At 62.5% G+C, this 17,853-nt stretch carries 11 protein-coding genes and 1 tRNA gene; 1 reads left to right on the forward strand and 11 read right to left on the reverse strand.

Features of this window, described 5'->3' with window-relative positions; genetic code table 11:
• Nucleotides 1–155 precede the first annotated feature (155 nt).
• The gene (locus tag ACR0P8_RS06365) at nt 156–1,676 is read right to left on the reverse strand and encodes a PLP-dependent aminotransferase family protein (RefSeq protein ID WP_432624298.1); all 1,521 of its coding nucleotides are present in this window, start codon (nt 1,674–1,676) and stop codon (nt 156–158) included.
• A gap of 217 nt (nt 1,677–1,893) precedes the next feature.
• On the opposite strand from ACR0P8_RS06365, the gene ACR0P8_RS06370 reads away from it, so the two are divergent.
• Nucleotides 1,894–2,565: a LysE/ArgO family amino acid transporter gene (locus ACR0P8_RS06370; protein ID WP_432624299.1), complete on the forward strand. Its 672-nt coding sequence runs from the start codon at nt 1,894–1,896 to the stop codon at nt 2,563–2,565.
• A gap of 29 nt (nt 2,566–2,594) precedes the next feature.
• Here ACR0P8_RS06370 and ACR0P8_RS06375 read toward each other — a convergent pair whose 3' ends face one another.
• From ACR0P8_RS06375 to ACR0P8_RS06420, 10 genes are all read right to left on the reverse strand, one after another.
• A complete protein-coding gene (locus ACR0P8_RS06375; RefSeq protein WP_432624300.1) occupies nt 2,595–3,458 on the reverse strand; it encodes an aldo/keto reductase in 864 nt (287 codons plus the stop codon).
• A 204-nt stretch (nt 3,459–3,662) separates the two neighbouring features.
• Complete coding sequence (locus ACR0P8_RS06380) at nt 3,663–5,852, reverse strand: DUF2207 domain-containing protein (RefSeq protein ID WP_432624301.1); 2,190 nt, start codon at nt 5,850–5,852, stop codon at nt 3,663–3,665.
• A gap of 62 nt (nt 5,853–5,914) precedes the next feature.
• Entirely contained in the window at nt 5,915–8,143 is a 2,229-nt protein-coding gene (locus ACR0P8_RS06385; protein WP_432624302.1) for a DUF2207 domain-containing protein, read from the reverse strand.
• Nucleotides 8,144–8,279: 136 nt separating this feature from the next.
• Complete coding sequence (locus ACR0P8_RS06390) at nt 8,280–8,840, reverse strand: LemA family protein (RefSeq protein WP_432624303.1); 561 nt, start codon at nt 8,838–8,840, stop codon at nt 8,280–8,282.
• Between the two features lie 200 nt (nt 8,841–9,040).
• Nucleotides 9,041–11,731 (reverse strand): polyribonucleotide nucleotidyltransferase, encoded by a 2,691-nt coding sequence (locus ACR0P8_RS06395; protein ID WP_432624304.1) that lies wholly within the window; start codon nt 11,729–11,731, stop codon nt 9,041–9,043.
• A gap of 230 nt (nt 11,732–11,961) precedes the next feature.
• Nucleotides 11,962–12,231, reverse strand: a complete 270-nt coding sequence (gene rpsO / locus ACR0P8_RS06400; RefSeq protein WP_003807806.1) for a 30S ribosomal protein S15 — start codon at nt 12,229–12,231, stop codon at nt 11,962–11,964.
• Nucleotides 12,232–12,399: 168 nt separating this feature from the next.
• Entirely contained in the window at nt 12,400–13,077 is a 678-nt protein-coding gene (locus ACR0P8_RS06405) for a hypothetical protein (protein ID WP_432624305.1), read from the reverse strand.
• Nucleotides 13,078–13,234: 157 nt separating this feature from the next.
• A tRNA-Gly gene (locus ACR0P8_RS06410) sits at nt 13,235–13,308 on the reverse strand.
• A 90-nt stretch (nt 13,309–13,398) separates the two neighbouring features.
• A complete protein-coding gene (locus tag ACR0P8_RS06415) occupies nt 13,399–13,857 on the reverse strand; it encodes a holo-ACP synthase (protein ID WP_432624306.1) in 459 nt (152 codons plus the stop codon).
• A gap of 188 nt (nt 13,858–14,045) precedes the next feature.
• Nucleotides 14,046–17,853: beta-ketoacyl synthase N-terminal-like domain-containing protein (locus ACR0P8_RS06420; protein WP_432624307.1), on the reverse strand; the 3,808-nt coding region annotated here is incomplete at its 5' end.

A 17,853-nucleotide genomic window follows, 5' to 3' on the forward strand; every position in this document is an offset into this window, starting at 1 on the left:
CGTAGTCGACGGCGGTCTTGAGACCCCTCAAATTGCCGGCGGGGGCCAGTACCTCAGGCTTGTTTCTTGTTTGCACGAATGTTCCTCTTACTCGTAAAAGACCATCAGATATTGTCGTAGATTCACGGGACAGGCGGATGCGAGTGGATTCCGCGTCACATGCCTTGCGCGATGTCGGCAAGCGTGTCCACGGCGTCGGCGAACTCCTCCACAGTGGTGTAGGAGTAGCTCAGGCGCAGAGAGTTATCGGCGGCGAAATCGTAGATGTCGCCGGGGTTGAGCAGCACGCCCCGCTCTGCGGCCAGCTGGAACAGACGCCCCATGCGCATCGGCCGGTCGAAGGTGAGCCAGATGTAGAAGCCGCCATCCGGCACGTTCCAATGGGCGCGCCCGCCCAGTTTCGTACGGAGCGTTTCGAGCGCGCAGTCACGTCGGCGGCGAAGCTCGCGTTTCAACCCGTCGACGTATTCGTCGTACATGCCGTTCGACAGGAATCGTGCGAACGTCCATTGGCTCAGCGCGCTCGCGCCGTAATCCATCTGCATCTTCACGTCGGCGAGCCGTTGCACGATCGGCTCGGCAGCGACCAGCCAGCCGATACGCAGTCCGGGAGCGAGCGATTTGGACGCGCTGCCGAGCGTGACGACCATGCCGGTCTCGTCGAGCGCCTTCAGCGACGGCAGCGGTCGCGCGCCGAAATACAGGTCGCGGTAGGCTCCGTCCTCGATGATCGGCAGTCGGTTGGCCACGGAAAGTTCGATCAGCTCGCTTCGACGTTGTTCGCTCATGGTGACGCCGGTCGGGTTGTGGTTGGTCGGAATGGTGTACAGGATCGCGTTGTCCCTACGACCGCGGGCGTCACGCGACGGCAGATGGTCGGCCGACGTGCCCGCGGCCCTCCCCTGCCGTTCCAGCAGCAGATTCCGCAGCGCGCGCACGTCCAGACCGTCGTCATCCATCGGCACGCCTTCCAAATGCATGCCTGCCGATTGGAACACCTGCAGCGACTTGATGTAGCTCGGGGATTCCGCATACACGGTGGTGCCGGCTGGCAAAAGACTCACGGAAATCATCTGCAACGCCTGCAGCGCGCCGGACGTGACCAGCACCTGGCTGGCCGTGCAGTCGACGCCGGTGGCCCGCATATGCGCCGCGATGGCCTCGCGCAGCTCGGGCAGGCCTTCGGGAGGCGGATAGCCGAGCGAGTCGATCTCATCCGCGGCCTCGCCGAGCACCTGACGCCACATGGCTTTCGGGAACAGCCGTGGATCGAGCTCGCCGGTGCCGATGCGCGTCATGCCCGGCGTGAATTCGTAACGGTTGATGGCCTGGATGGTGTCGTTGTTGGCCTTGAAAAAGCCGGAATCCACGTAATCGGCCCAGTCGGGCGCGCCCGGCAGCATCAGCGACCACGTGTTGCTGACGATTCTGGTGCCCGCGCCATGCCGACCCTCCACGATGCCGTAATCGGACAGTTCGTTGATGGCCGCGATGACGGTGGAGCGGTTCACGCCGAACCATTCGGCGAGCGCGCGCTGCGACGGCAGACGCGAGCCGATCGACCAGTTGCCGCTTTGCACCTGTTCGCACATGTAGTCGACGATCTGCTCGGTGACGGGTTTGCCGGCGTCCCGGTCCGGCTTCCAGCCGATATTCAACGGTGCGATGCGTGCCATATCGTTCCTTGTACCACTGCTCTCCACGTTTGGTTGAGCCAAACTTCGTTTTTTGGCTGGTTGCTCATTATAGCAGCCACCATACAATATGACACTGGTTGCGTTGTTTTACGTGCGATTGCAGATACGCACCAATCGCAAAAACCATAGATTTGGTTGGTTTTGGCTGGGTTGATTACAACCAGCCAAATCTGTTTGGACGGAATACGAGGCGAGCATGGGATTCTTTTTCCAAGGATTGACGTTGGGATTGGCGTATGTGGCGCCGATCGGCATGCAGAATCTGTTCGTGATCGATTCGGCGCTCACCAAGCCGCGTCGCCGCGCGCTGCTGACCGCGCTGATCGTGCTGTGTTTCGACGCATCGCTGTCACTGGCCTGCTTCTTCGGCGTCGGCAAGCTTATGCAGGACCATGCGTGGCTGAAGCTGGGAGTGCTTGCCGTGGGAGGTCTGGTGGTCATCAGGATCGGCGCCGGACTGCTGTTTCCCCGCACAAGCGGCGACGAAGCGAGAAATCAACAATCGCAAGAGAATCCGCAGCCGCAGGGACTCGTGCAACGCATCAGCGCGAAGGCCGGCGGCAACGCGCTGCTGCATACCATCATCACCGCCGGCGTGGTGACGTGGTGCAATCCGCAAGCCATCATCGACGGCACGCTCATGCTCGGAGCGTTCAGCGCGACGCTCACCGTCGGCCAGTCCACGCCGTTCATCACCGGCGTGGAGACCGCTTCGGCGCTGTGGTTCTTCGGCGTCACCCTGCTGGTTTCGCTGTTCAGCCACAGGTTCAGTCCGAGAATCGTCACCGCGATGAACCGCGTGTGCGGCGCGGTGGTGATGCTCTACGGCGTCAAGCTGCTTGCCGACTTCGCGTTCGCGGTGCTGTAGACGCCGTTCGCATCACATCTCAGCCCATCTCAGCCGAGGAAGGCAAGCTCCTCGGGACTGAGCTCGAGCTCGTCCGCCTTGAGCGAGTCGAGGATGGTTTCGGGATGGTGCGCGCCGGGGATCACGAACATGTGATCGCCCTTGGCCAGCTCCCAAGCCAGCACCACGCGCTGGTAGCTCACGCCATGCTTGGCAGCCACCTCGCGGAACGGGTCGAACAGGTGCTCGTCGTACGGATGACGGTAGCCGCCGAGCGGGCTCCAGCACACGAAGGCGAGGCCTTCCTTGGCGCAGTATTCCAGCGTGTCCTGGGTTTCCAGGTGGATCGGGGAATACTGGTTCTGCACGGCCACAAGTTTGTCGCCGAGAATCTCCTGTGCGATTTTGAGCTGTTCGATGCTCACATTGGACACACCGGCCCACTGCGCGACGCCTTGGTCGAGCAGCGCCTTGATACCTTCACAGGATTCGTTGTACGGCACTTCCGGGTCGTGGCGGTGCAGGTAGAGCAGGTCGATCGAATCGACGCCGAGCGCCCGCGCGGACTGCTTGCCATATTCGATGAGATGCTCCGGCTTGCCGTCGCGCGGCCAAATCGGCTTGTCGCCGTCCCATGCGCGGCGCAGACCCACCTTGGTGGCCACGGTGACCTCGTCACGCGGGCCATTCCAGGTTTCCAAGGCCTCGCGCACCAGCTTCTCGCCGGTCTGCTCCTCCTCGCCCGGCGTGTAGTAGGCCCATGCGGTGTCGATGTGGCGGCAGCCGGCGTCCAGCGAGGCGTGCAGAGTTTCGATGCCAACGTCATGCCCGCGGTTGTTCTCGATGGTCAGCGGCATTTCGCCGTGGCCAATGGCGGTGGTATGGAACGGTCCGAGATCACGGAACAGCGTCATATTCTCTCCTTCGCGACAAGGCGCGTCACGACGATATGCCCAAGCCGGACACGCCCGATCCCAAGTTCTTGATCCAATGGAAAAGCCTACCAATCGCCATGGGCGAAAGGCAGGCTTTCCTTGCCGTCCCGTCGAATGACCGTTCCATCGGACGAACGATGACGGCGCATGCGGCTTCACGCTCTGCGGGACGACTTCCGCGGCTCAGCGGCCTCCAAGACCGCCGCCACCGCCGCCTCCACCGCCTCCACCGAAGCCGCCGCCGGAGAAGGAGCCACCAGAGCCGCCCGACGAGGATGACGGCGCCGCCGCGGCAATCGTGGAACTGATCGACGCGAAGCCGGAACTCAGCTGGGAGCCGATATCGCCGATGCCTCCGACGAACCGCGTTCCGCCGAACGGACCGGACATGCCTCCCATGCCAGTCGACCCACCCCACGCATGGGAACGATACGTCCAATATCCGAGGGAATCGTAACCATACGTGTCAAGCCACCGCGGATCGTTGACCTCGGGATACGCCTTGGCGAACTCCCGAGCCACCTTGTCGGAGATGCCGAAGGCGGCCGCATACACCAAGTACCAGTTCCACATCACCAAATCGAGCGCACCACGATCGGAGAAGTTGGAGAAATCCTCCATATAGCGTTTGAGGCCCAGGCATTCGCCCGCGTAGGTCTGTCCGGATTCGGTGAGTCCCTCTTTGCGCCCGGAAGCCAGACAGAACGCGCCAATGCAGACGAACGGTATGCCGAGGCACAGCGCCAACGCGATATTACCGGTGGCGTTGAGCAGCGCACCGGCCAGACCGACGATTATGGACAGGACGCCCATCGGCAGCCACAGTCCGCTGGTGCTTCTGACCGCGTTCAGCTTCAGGAATTCAATATCGCACGCATTGGTGAAATGCTCCATCTCCTGATAGCCGTTCTCCCAATCGGAGCAGGCGGTCTTCATCTGGTTGAAGTCGAACACCGGAGAGCCCACCCGTGCGGAGATGCGGATCAGCAGCTGCAGGCAGGCATCCTCGGACCGGCTCAGCCCCAAGGTTTCCTTATGGGACAGCGCGTCCGGCAGAATCACCAGCGTGGTGGTGGTCGATGCGGCGCCGGCGCGGTTCGGGTCGGAGGAAATCATGCGCGCCATGTCCGCCGCGTTCGCCCGGCTCAGGTCGATGCCCCGATACAGGCTGGACGGCCCCGGATACACGGCGAGCGCCTTCTTGACCACCAGCGCCAGCACCGTTGCCGTCAAGGCGCGCGACGATCGCTCTCCCTTGGCGTCATCCACCACGTCGATCAGATGCGCGGCGGACGCGGGACTGACCTGCGGACGTTCGCGCCAATACTCGATGCCGCCGCGGTAAGTGGCCTCGCGATTCGAGGAGAGCATGCCACGGATCGCCAGCACGCAGCACAGCACGCCCAGCGCAAGGCAGACCAGCCAGCCGGCGACGGTCAGACGCGCCTTGTTCCGCTGGCTGTCACGCCACCGCTTCTCCTTGCCCGCCTCCGTGGATTTGAGCTCGTCCAGGTAATCGCCGGATTCGGCGCGTTCGACGCCGTCCGCACCGTCGTTGTCGAACGCCGCTACGAGGTCGACGTACTGTTCGGTGCGCAGGTCGTCGACGGTGAAATGCAACGTGCCGTCGGCGTCGCGCGACGTTTGGGACGTGGCCTCGGTATGCAGCCACGCCCATGAATCGTCGGAGCCGATACCCTCGGGGAAGCGTACGGTGGCGGTGACCTTGCCGACCGGCACCGGGTTGTCTTCGGGGAACATCTCCCATTGGAGGCTTGTCACGTCGTCATGCCGCGTGGCCATGTCATGGAACGTCATGGACACGTCGAATCTGAGGCTGCTCTGTCTGACGGTGGCGGGGATGTTCCATCCGATTTCGATTTTTCGCTCATCCCCCGAACCATTGGGGTTGAGTCCGTCGGTATTGGAATCGAACGGCTGCGGATAGTTGGAACCGTACGTGGTGTCGGCGATGTACCAGTGTCCCGCATACTCCGAATTCCATTCGCTGTCGGATATGCCGTTCGGCAGTTTCGGATCGATTCGTGTGTACTCCTCGCCTGTGGAGGCGTTCGTCACGGAGATGTCGGTGATGTTCGTCAGATCCTGGTTACGCAGTTTGAAGGTGATGTACAGCTGTTTCCACGGTTTGGCATCGCCGTCGTCGTCCTCGCGTTCCTTCAGCTGGTAGTCCAGATGCTCCGTAAATCTGATGTCGCCGTTGCTTTGCAGCCGGGCGTCGAAATCGACGGAACGGCAGCTCAGATCCGCCTCGTCGCCGGACGCGAAGAACGTCACAAGCACCACGGCGACCACCGCCACGAACGCGACGATTACGGCGACTATGCCTCCTTTGACACGGTCCTTATCCACGTGCCATCACCTTCTTTCCCTCATATCCCACGTATCCACTTACATCGCACGGACCACTCATCTCATCGCCCTCCGAACGAGCCGCCACCGGAGCCGCCGCCACCGCCGTCGAAACCGCCGCCGCCATCGAAGGAACCGCCCGACCCGCCGTCGAAGCTTGAGCCGCCGGAGGATGGCGCCGCATCGACAATCGTGCTGCGCACGTCGGCGAAGCTGGAGCTGAGCTGCGCGCCGAAATCACCATAATTCGCGCTGAACGACGACACAGCCGCGACGCTTGCGCCTATCGCGGCGCCGGTGGATACGTCCATGACGCTGCTGGAATGCAGCGGCATGTACATGTACGACGAGCCGGCATGCTCGTCCAGCCACTGCGGATCGGCCACTTCCGGATATGCCTTGGCCAACTGCGCCATCGCCTTGTCGGCAATGCCGAACGCGGTGGCATACACCATGTACCGGCCCCACAACGTCATATCAAGCACGCCACGGTCGGTGAAATCGCTGAAATCAAGCAGATATCGCTTCAGCCCAACCACTTGGCCGCCATACTTCTGACCGCGTTCCGTCAATGCGTCAAATTTGCCGTACACCAACGAGAACATGCACGCCAGCACGACAGGTACGCAGACGATCGCCGTCACGGCGATCTCACCTCGTCCTCCATACTTCACACCCTGATAAAACGCGAAAACCAAGCCAAGAATGCCGACCAGGCCATTCAGCAATCCCCTCGTCGAATTGACGGCAATCAGATTGTCGAATTCCTTGGAGCAGGCGTCGTCGAAATCCCGCAGCAGTCTGTAGCCCTTGCTGTAGCGTTTGAACGCCTTGTTCATCTGTTTGAGATCGAACACCTGCGCATCCTTCAACCGCGAGGACGCCTTGAGCAGGATGTCGAGCGCCGCACGTTCGGACGAGCTCAGCAGCAACGAGTCGATGTCATCGCGCACGACAGGCATGATGACGATCGTGCTGGTCTTCTTCATCTTGCGTGCGGTCGCGGCATCCGAGCCGAGCATCCCGGCCACCGACGCGGCATCGGTTACGGTCAGGTCGATGCCGTTGTACAGTTTCGCAGGTCCCGGATAGATGGCGATTGCGCCCTTCGACGCGAGCGACATCACGGTGGCGGACATTTGCCGGTTGACCAGCTTGTCGTCGCCTTTGGTCTTGCCGGAACCGAGAATCGCGAAGGACTCGCTCATGACATCGTCCATCCTCGCCGCGGCCGCCGGACTCATGTGGGGCAGGTCGCGGCAGTATTCGATATCGCCTTTGTATTGCGACTTGCGGAAGCTGGTGATACCGAGGTACAGCGATCCCGCAATGAACGCCAGCCCGATCAGCGCCGAGCCGACCCAGCCGGTCACACGCTTGGTGGCTTCATCATGCTGCTCGTCGCGCCACTCCTTCTCCCTCTGGGTTTCGTAGTCGATGAGCTCCTGCTTGCGTTCGCCGCTCGTCTTGCGTACCACGTCCTGCGATTTCGCGACATCGAACATGGCCACGACGTCCAGATAGTCGCCGGACCATATATCGTCCGCAGAGAAGACCAGAGACCCGTTCCTGCCACGTTTCGTGGTGGACGAGTTCCTGGTATGCAACCACGCCCAGGAATTCTTCTTATCGACACCGTCGGGGAACGTGACCGTGCCGGTCACTTTGCCGATCGGCACTCCGTTCTCCCAACCGAACGGCTCCCATTGGAAGGAGACGACGTCATCGTAGGCGGTGCTCACGCCATGCATGGTCATGGACACGTCGAATTTGAGGCTGTCAGCGGATGAGGTTTCCGGAATATTCCAACCGATTTCCACAAACTTCTTAGATGACGATGAATCGGCCTGCAAACCGTCGGTCTCAGGATCGAAAGGCTGAGGATCACTTAAATCAGTGACGTCCACGATGTACCACTGGCCTGCGTATCTGGCGTTCCAATTGGTGACATTATCGGGAAACGCAAAATTGCCTTGGACGTACGTCTCGTTGTTGGTGACGTCCTTCACGCTGATATCGTCGATATTCGTCAGATCGCTGGAGTGGAGCATGTACCGCTGGTACATCTGTTTCCAATCGCGGCCACGGTCTTTCAGCTTCATATCGATATGCTGCGTGATCTTGAGGTCGCCATTCCTAAGCACCGTGGCGTCGTAATCGAGCGTACGGTAGCTCAAATCCGGTTCGACCCTGGCGGACACCAACTTCAGCCCCAGAAAGGCGGCGCCCAATAGCAGTGCCGCCGCGGCCACCGCGGACAGCACGCCGACCAACGCACGTTTGATATTCATATGCTCTCTCTTGGCTCTCTAAGCGGACGGGCCGCGAGAAGCCGACGTACCGCATATGCGAAAAAGGGAGCACCGGCGAAGTATCCATCCCGTCGGCGTTCCCTTTCTTCCGTATGGAAACGCTGTATGGAAATGCTCAGAACTGGACCTGAGGGGCCTGACGGTCCGCCTCGTCGATCTGGAAGTAGGACGCCTGCTCGAAGTGGAACAGTCCGGCGATGATGTTCGAAGGCACGACCTCGATCTTGGTGTTGTACTTCTGCACCACATCGTTGTAGAACTGGCGCGCGTAGGCGATCTTCTCCTCAAGCGCCTTGAGCTGGCCCTGCAGATCCAGGAAGTTCTGGTTGGCCTGCAGCTGCGGATACGCCTCCGCCACCGCCTGAAGGTTCATGATCGCACGGCTGAGTTGATTCTCGGCCTGGATGCGCTGCTGCACGTCGCCGGATTGCGCCGCCTGAAGCGCGTTGGCTCGGGCCTGGGTCACCTGGGTGAGCACCTGTGATTCATGGGCCGCATAGCCTTTGACCGTCTGGACGAGATTCGGGATGAGGTCGGCGCGTTGCTTGAGCTGCACGTCGATCTGCGACCAGCCGTTCTTCACGCGGTTGCGCAACGTGACCAGACCGTTGTAGGCGGAGACGCCCCACAAAATGACCAACACAATGACAACGAGTGCAATAATGCCGAATATCATGAGAAAATCCTTGCTTCTTCGCTTGTTTGGTTGTTTTATTTTCTCATGAGGGCTACACAATTCGGAATTATGTCTATTATTTTGGCATATTCGTAAATCGATTGACGCAAATGTTTGCATAGCATGTCGAATATGAGAAAACCCACCCCTTACGGAGTGGGTTTTCATCAAATCATGCGACAGTCGCGCTATACAACGGCTCAGTCCTCGAACGGATCAAAGTCGCGGCGCACGCGGCGGCGCGGACGCTCGGAGCGCTCCTCGCGATCGGCGCGGTACTCGTCGTAGTTCTCGTCGGCTGCGTAACGCGGGTTGCGGTCATCACGACGGCCGCCACGACGACGATCGGAACGACGGTCATCACGGTCATAGTCACGATCACGATCATCACGATCGGAACGACGACGACGCGGACGATCATCGTAATCGCGGTCGTCACGATCGGAACGACGACGGTCATCACGGTCATAGTCACGGTCACGATCATCACGATCGGAACGACGACGACGCGGACGATCATCACGATCGTAGTCACGGTCATCGTCGCGGTCGGAGCGACGACGACGCGGACGATCATCGTAATCGCGGTCGTCACGGTCATCGGAACGACGACGGTCATCACGACGTCCGCGGCCGCCACGACGGTCATCACGATCGCCACGGTCGCGGCGCGGAGCGGAGGATTCCTGATCCTCGAAGCCCGGGATGGCCAGCGAAATCTTGCCACGGTCGTCGACGCCCTGCACGACCACCTCGACGGTGTCGCCTTCCTTGAGCACGTCCTCGACAGCGTCGATGCGCTCGCCATTGGCCAGATTGCGGATCTGGGAGATGTGCAGCAGGCCGTCGGTGCCCGGAGTCAGGTTCACGAACGCACCGAAGGACGTGGTCTTCACGACCTTGCCGTTGTAGGTCTCGCCGGCTTCCGGCACATGCGGGTTGGCGATCTGGTCGATGATCTGCTTGGCCTTCTCAGCGCCTTTGCCGCCTTCGGAGGAGATGAACACGGTGCCGTCATCCTCGATGGCGATCTCGGCGCCGGTCTCCTCCTGGATCTGGTTGATCATCTTGCCCTTCGGGCCGATGACCTCGCCGATCTTCTCCACCGGAACGCTGGTGGTGATGATGCGCGGCGCGTACGGGCTCATCTCGGCCGGGCCGTCGATGCACTCGTTGATGACCTCGAGGATGGTGGTGCGGGCTTCCTTGGCCTGCTGCAGGGCGGACGCCAGGATGTCGGCCGGAATGCCGTCGAGCTTGGTGTCGAGCTGCAGGGCAGTGATGAATTCGGAGGTGCCGGCCACCTTGAAGTCCATGTCACCGAAGGCGTCTTCGGCGCCGAGGATGTCGGTCAGCGTCTTGTAGATGTGCTTGCCGTCCACATCGCCGGAGACGAGGCCCATGGCGATACCAGCGACCGGAGCCTTCAGCGGAACGCCGGCAGCGAGCAGGGACAGGGTGGAGGCGCACACGGAACCCATGGAAGTGGAACCGTTGGAGCCGATGGCCTCGGACACCTGGCGGATGGCATACGGGAATTCCTCGCGGCTCGGCAGCACCGGCACGAGGGCCTTCTCGGCGAGGGCACCGTGGCCGATCTCGCGGCGCTTCGGGGAACCGACGCGGCCGGTCTCACCGGTGGAGTACGGCGGCATCTCGTAGTTGTGCATGTAACGCTTGGACTGCGGACCGGACAGTGCGTCGATCTGCTGCTCCATCTTGAGCATGTTCAGCGTGGTGACGCCCAGGATCTGGGTTTCGCCGCGCTGGAACAGGGCGGAGCCGTGCACGCGCGGCACGATGTCCACTTCGGCGGACAGGGTGCGGATGTCGCGCAGGCCACGGCCGTCGATGCGGTAATCCTGGGTCAGGATGCGGCGGCGCACGATCTGGCGCTGCAGCTCCTTGAAGGCGTTGCCGATCTCCTTGTCCTTCTCGGCATCGTCCATGTCGGTGAACTCGCCGGCGAGGGTGGCCTTGACGCCTTCCTTGATTTCCTTGATGCGATCCTGGCGCGGCAGCTTCTCGGCGATGGACAGGGCCTCGTCGAGGTCGGCGTGCGCAATCTCGTCGATGCGGTTGTACAGATCCTCGGTGTACTCCGGGAAGAGCTGGAATTCCTTGGTTTCCTTCGCGGCCTTGGCCTTGAGCTCGTTCTGGGCCTCGCAGATCACCTTGATGAACGGCTTGGCGGCCTCAAGACCACCGGCGACGACTTCCTCGTCCGGCTTGGTCTGGCCTTCGTCATAGATGAGGTGCCATGCGTTCTTGCCGGCACCGGCTTCGATCATGGCGATGGCGACGTCGCCGTTTTCGACGACACGGCCGGCGACCACGATTTCGAACACGGCGCGCTCACGCTCGCTCCAACGCGGGAAGGCGACCCACTGGCCGTCGATCAGGGCCAGACGCACACCGGAGACCGGGCCTTCGAACGGCAGACCGGAAATCATGGTGGATGCGGAGGCCGCGTTCAGCGCGACGACGTCGTAGGCGTCGTCCGGGTTGACGGCGAGCACGGTTTCGACGACCTGCACCTCGTTGCGCAGGGTATGCGGGAACAGCGGACGCAGCGGACGGTCGATGATACGGCAGGCCAGGATGGCTTCAGAGCTCGGACGGCCTTCACGGCGGAAGAACGAGCCCGGGATCTTGCCGGCGGCGTACATCTTCTCTTCGACGTCCACGGTCAGCGGGAAGAAGTCGTAGTTCTCCTTCGGGCTGGAGCCGGCGGTGGTGGTCGACAGAATCATCGAATCATCGTCAAGATAGGCGGCGACGGCACCATCCGCCTGCTGGGCGAGACGACCGGTCTCGAAGCGCAGCGTGCGCTTGCCAAACGAACCATTATCGATTACGGCTTCAACAGCCTTGATTTCGGGACCCTCCATAGGGTTCCTCCTTTGTTTTCTTTTCTTGATACCTACTATCGGCAGTCCTCTTCAGCGGACTCCAACCGATTCCTACATGCGTGACGCGGCGTTACCTCCGCCGCTTCCTCATCTCTAGATTCTAGACCTCGTACGCCCCAAACCTTCGGGCTTTCAAACTGTCTGTTCCTCGAACTCGGCTGTCATGCAAAAACGCCCGGGCGCCATAGTGACGCTCGGGCGGAAGAATGTTATCGGCGCAGACCCAGACGCTCGATCAGGGAGCGGTAGCGGTTGATGTCGACGCGCTTGAGGTAATCAAGCATACGACGACGGTCGCCGACCATCAGCAGCAGACCACGACGGGAGTGGTGATCGTGCTTGTGCTCCTTGAGGTGCTCGGTCAGATCAGCGATGCGCTTGGTGAGCAGTGCGACCTGGACCTCCGGGGAGCCGGTGTCACCCTCGTGGGTTGCGTAGGTCTTGATGATTTCCTGCTTTTCCTCAGCCGTAAGTGCCACGGCATCCTCCTTGTATTGCTGCGCGGTGCTGCCGGCCCAATGCCGACGCGCTCTCTATCCGCGGGCGAAACACGCCAAGGGAACATCTTACACGACGGGCGGACCAAAACCGCAGGACAGACGCACACGGACACGCATCGGCAGAACGCCGGTCGGAAACGCGTCTCGTCACGCCATGGACGTCAATATGCCGCCGAACATCACAATGGAGAGAGCGGCCACTTCGATGACGAAGAACAGCAGGAACGACGCCCAGCTGCGCGTGAGCACGTTGAGTTTGGATTCCTTCCTGATACACACCAGCAGGCCCACCCACAGCACCGCGTAGACGGCGACGCCGAAGCCCGCCGCGAGGATGCCGAGATTGGCGGCGTTCGCCAATCCCGATGCCCCGCCGTACATCACGTAGGTGGCGTTCCAGAAATTGAAGCTCAGCAGGCATACGCCGGCGATGAACTGCTCCGCGGCGAGTCCCACCACGAAAACGCCGCCCCACAGCCATTTCTTCGTGTCGGCGACCATCAGCCCAAGTCCGGTAAGCGCCGCTACGGTGACCGTCCAGGAAATCAGCGCCACGCCTTTCGGATCGAGGAATCCGAGATGCTCCACCATCCATGTGGCATCCCTGACCGCGACGACACGTCCCAGCCAATACGGCGCGATCATCGCCACCAAAGCCAGCGCCATGAACAGCGCCCAACGGATCGGATGCGATTTGCGGCGCTCGATGTCGGCCAGGGACAGGTCGGACTGTTCGATGGACGCCGTCGGATGTTTGGAGACGTCGACGGTCTCGACCACGCCGCCCACGACTTCCGTTGCCTTGTTGTCTGCCTTCTGCCCCATATTCGCTCCGTATATCGCTTTTCCGCCGCAATCGCCGTGCCGCGACCGCCACGCCGCTCGTCACGGCGCGTACGGCATATCCAGCGCCCGGCAATCGCATGCCCATATGCGAAAGGCGTGCCTTGCAGCACGCCTTACTTCTTCTCTGACGATGTTCTGGAGCGGATGACGGGAATCGAACCCGCGTAATCAGTTTGGAAGACTGAGGCTCTACCATTGAGCTACATCCGCGCACCATTTTGCGCCGATTTGCATCGACACGAAACGACTCGAGTTATTATACACACTTCCACAACTTTTGCAAGTGGCCGACGCGTGCTTTCAGAATTCGAGCGTCACCACCGCGGATGCGATGGACCCGTCATGGCTCAGGGAGATGCAGACGTCGTACGACGGATGCCGTTCGTCCGAAGGCAATCCAAGCGATTGCAGCATCCTGCGTTGCACTTCAGGCGACAACACGACGTGGGGCACGCCGTGGGAATCGTCAAGTATCTCGATGCGCACCCACGGGAAATCGTCCAGCGTGTACGGATATTCGACCGTGCCGTCGTTTCCGGCATGACGCGAAATCGCGGCGCACCACGCCTTCAGAAACGCCTCCTTGCCCGCCCAGCGGGCCGCCAGATGCACGGCTTCCTCATCATGTTTAATCTGCGCGCGCTGCGCGGTCTGCCATATCTCGCGCATGGAGAACAGGCCGCGCATGCGCGACCCGGGCTCGTCCAACTGTTCGGCGAATGACGGCACATCCACCACGTCATGCCCCAAACCCAGCATTTTTCCGCCTTTCCGAAGGGTCGCATGGAATCGCCCCGAAACACCTTGCCTGCCAATACGACGGCGCATATGACATCGCATATGGCAAAAAGGGGCAATACCCCGTGCAACAAGGTACTGCCCCTCTCTGGGAGATTCATTGGAATCCGTCCGAATCATGGCGCGGGCGGACTCCAATGGGACTGTGCTCAGGCCTCGAAATAGCCAGATGCGCCGAGCCGTGCGTTCGGATCGAGCAGCATGGCCTTCTCCACCTCATGCGAATCGTAGCCGCGCTTGTCCTCATGGAAGCGGCGGTTGTCGATCGGCTCGTACAGGGCGGCACGACCCATCATGCCCTCCTCGAGACGACGCTGGCCGGCAGCCAGGCGAGCGTTGGCACGTTCACGCCACTCGTTCAGCGCCTCGGCGCCGGCGGTGTTGGCCACGGAGGCCTCGAACGCGCCCGGGTTCACGATCGCGGCGAAACCGGAGACATGGCCGAAGCCGAGCGACGTGGCCAGGCCCGCCTTGACGGAGCCGACGTGCAGCGGCTTGCGCAGCCAGACCATATGGTCGTCGCGTGCAAGCTTCGGGTCCACGCAGTCGAGGGCCGCATTCGCCGGAATCACGCCGGACTTGAACAGCTGGGTCAAGCCGTTGACCTGGAAGATGCAGGCGCCGCCCTTGGCATGGCCGGTGAGCGTCTTCTGCGAGATCACGAACAGCGGGTTGCCGTCGGTGCGGCCGATGGCGTGGGCCAGCGTGTTGTGCAGTTCGGATTCGTTCGGATCGTTGGCGTTGGTGGACGTGTCGTGCTTGGAGACCACGGCGATGTCGTCCGGCGTGACGCCGAGCTTGGCGAGGTCGTGCACGAGCTTGGAGTCCTTGCCGCCCATGCCCGCTGCGAGCGCACCCAGTCCCGGAGCCGGGATGGAGGTGTGCGCGCCGTCCGCATAGGAGTGGACGAATCCGACCACGCCGGCGACCGGCAGGCCGAGCTTCAGCGCGATATCGCCACGGGTCAGCAGGATGGTGCCGCCACCCTGGGACTCGACGAAGCCGCCACGGCGACGGTCGTTCGCACGGGAGAAGAAGCGCGCGTCGATGCCCTTGGCGTACATCTCCTCGGAGTTGGCGGTGGCGTTCATGTTGCCGAAGCCGATCACGGATTCCACGCCAATGTCGTCGATCGCGCCGGTGACCACGAAGTCGGCCTTGCCCAGTGCGATCTTGTCGGCGCCCTCTTCGAGGGAAACGGCCGCGGTGGCGCAGGCGGAGACCGGCTGGATCATGTTGCCGTAGCCGCCGATGTAGGACTGCATCACGTGCGCCGCGACGACGTTCGGCAGGGCCTCCTGCAGGATGTCCGTCGGGATCTCGTGGTTGAGGAAGCGGTCGAGGTACAGCTTGCGCATGGAGGACATGCCGCCGAAACCGGTGCCCTGGGTGGAGGCGACCATGGACGGGTGCACCGCCTGCAGGATCTCCACCGGGGTGAAGCCCGCGGACAGGTAGGCGTCCACCGTGGTGACGATGTTCCACAGGGCGATCTTGTCGACGTCGCCGACCATAGAGGCGGGGATGCCCCACTTGACCGGGTCGAAGCCCTTCGGGAACTGGCCGCCGACGGTACGGGTCATGGCCGCGCGGCGAGGCACGCGGATCATGGAGCCGGCGTGGCGGGTCACGTTCCACTCGCCGGATTCGTTGTCCGCGGCGATGGTGGTGTGGGCCTCGTCGAGCTTGACGTATTCCTCGGCGATTTCGCGGGTCGGCACGGAGAAGGTCACGTCGTGGTCCAGGAAGACCTCGGCTTCCTCCTCGTCGGCGCCGTCCTTGTAGTCGTTGCCCATGCCTTCTTCGAACGGACGGATGCCGGAACGCGCCACAACCTCATCGTGGTAGCGTTCGGCGATGTCCTCTTCGGGCACCAGGTTGCCGTCGGTGTCGTACCAGCCCGGCTTCGGGCTGTCGTTCCACGTAAGCAGACCCATGTTCCAGGCCAGTTCGAGCACCGCGCCGGCGGACAGGTCGACCTTGCCGTCGGAGTGGATGCCCAGCTCGGCCTCGAAACGGGTACGGCCGGAGCCCCACGGGCCCAGCTCGCCGACGGAGACGATCACGATCTCGTCCTCCGGACGTGCGGTGACGTTCTTCCAATCGGACAGGTCGACCGGAGCCTGCTGCGGGACGTGCGGGCTCGGCAGCGCCTTGATGAGCGCGCCGGCCTGCTTCGCATCGGATTCCTTGGTCGTGTCGGCAGCCGTTGCGGCGGCCCTCTCGGCGTCAGCCATGGCTTCGGCACGCAGCGCCTTGATGTCGATCGGCTCGGAGCCCAATCCGCCGGTCAGATCCACGTCGAGCGGAGCCCGTACAGCGGCCTCGCGGGATTCACGGGTGGCCAGGTCAAGCAGCTTCACCGCGATTTCGGCGGTGGAGTAGGTCTTCAGACCGTGACGTTCCACGACCTCGACCAGCGGGTCGTTGCCGCCCATCAGGCCGGTGCCACGCACCCAGCCGATCTTCGGATGGGCGAAGGTCACACGGCTGGACCACACCTTTTCGGCGCGGGCGCGGTTGACGATCGCATCGAAGGAGCTCTTCACCTCGCCGTAGGCGCCGTCGCCGCCGAAGATACCGCGGTTCGGGGAGCCTGGCAGGATCACGTGCAGCTTGTGCTGGACGTCCGTGTCGGCGCCGATCTTCGCCAGACCGGTGATTGCACGCTCGACGCCCCACAGCATGAGTCGTGCCTGGGATTCGAACAGTTCGCCCGAATCGGCCAAGGTGCCGTGCACCGGCGGGGCCGCGAACGGGAAGAACAGGCTCGGCTCGTAAGCAGGCTTCAAGATCGTGGTGGTCGCGCCGGAGGTCTTCTTCTGCACGTTGCCGACCCAATCCGCCAATGCGTCCACATCGCGGTAGCTGGAGAGGTTTGCCGGCACAAGCCACAGCTTGGCGTCACCCGCCGCATGCTCGCGGTAGGTCTGCTTGGCCCATGCCTTCACGCTCGGCTTGAAGCTGTGCGAGGTGGCGACCACGGTCGCGCCGCCGGCAAGCAGGCCGTTGACCACCTGCGCGGCGATGGAGTTCGGAGCCACGCCCGTCACCACGGCCACATCGCCTGCGAAACGGCTGCTCGCGGCGTCTTCGGTGGCAGGTTCCAGAGCCTCGGCGGCCACACGCTGGTAGGCGGCTTTCAGTTCAGCATCATCAGTCTTGTCGGCGTACCACTTGGCTTCGGCGGCAACCGCCTTGCCCAATCCGACGAAGCTGCCGGAGAGCACGGACGTGTTGCCATCGTAGTAGGCGCGGGCAAGATCCTCGCGGGCGGACGCCCAGCGATCGTCGAACAGAATGGCCTTGCGGGCGTCGAAGCGCGGCTCGACCTGCTTCGGCCAATCGGAGCCAAGCTCAGCTTCGACGGCGGCGACCACGGCGGCGTTCTCATCGGCGCCGTCCTCGGGTGCCGGAGCGGCGACGCCGAGCTGGTTCAGCACGAACTTCGCGGTGGATGCAAGCACGCCATCGGCACCGGTGACCTTGGCAGCAAAAGCATCAAGAGCGACGGAATCGACCACCGCGCCACCAGCGGCACCACCGGCGCTCGGCATGGCCACGGCCACACCCTTATCGGAAGCGACCTTCTGCACGGCCGCATCGATCAGCGCGTTCGCGGCCGCAGCGTTGGAGGCGGCGTCGGTGGGCAGCGACGCAAGGTCACCGCCACGGGAGCTGGCACCGTCACGGGTTTCGAGCACCAGAGCGGCGACCACGTGGGAGGCCCAGCCTTCGCCGAGCTGCCAGGTGTCGGTTACGCGCTTGGTGATCTGGCCCAGCTTCACGCCGGCGGCACCGAACAGGCCACGCACACGATCGCGCACGATATCGGAAAGCACCGGACCGAAGGCCTTATAGTTCGGGGCGACCTTGTTCACCAGGGCGCTCAGCGCGCTCACGGTTGCTTCGGCGGCACCGTCGACGGACGCCACACCCAGCTCGGAGCTGATGTCC

The sequence above is a fragment of the Bifidobacterium sp. genome (genome assembly GCF_050874245.1).
Lineage (GTDB): Bacteria > Actinomycetota > Actinomycetes > Actinomycetales > Bifidobacteriaceae > Bifidobacterium.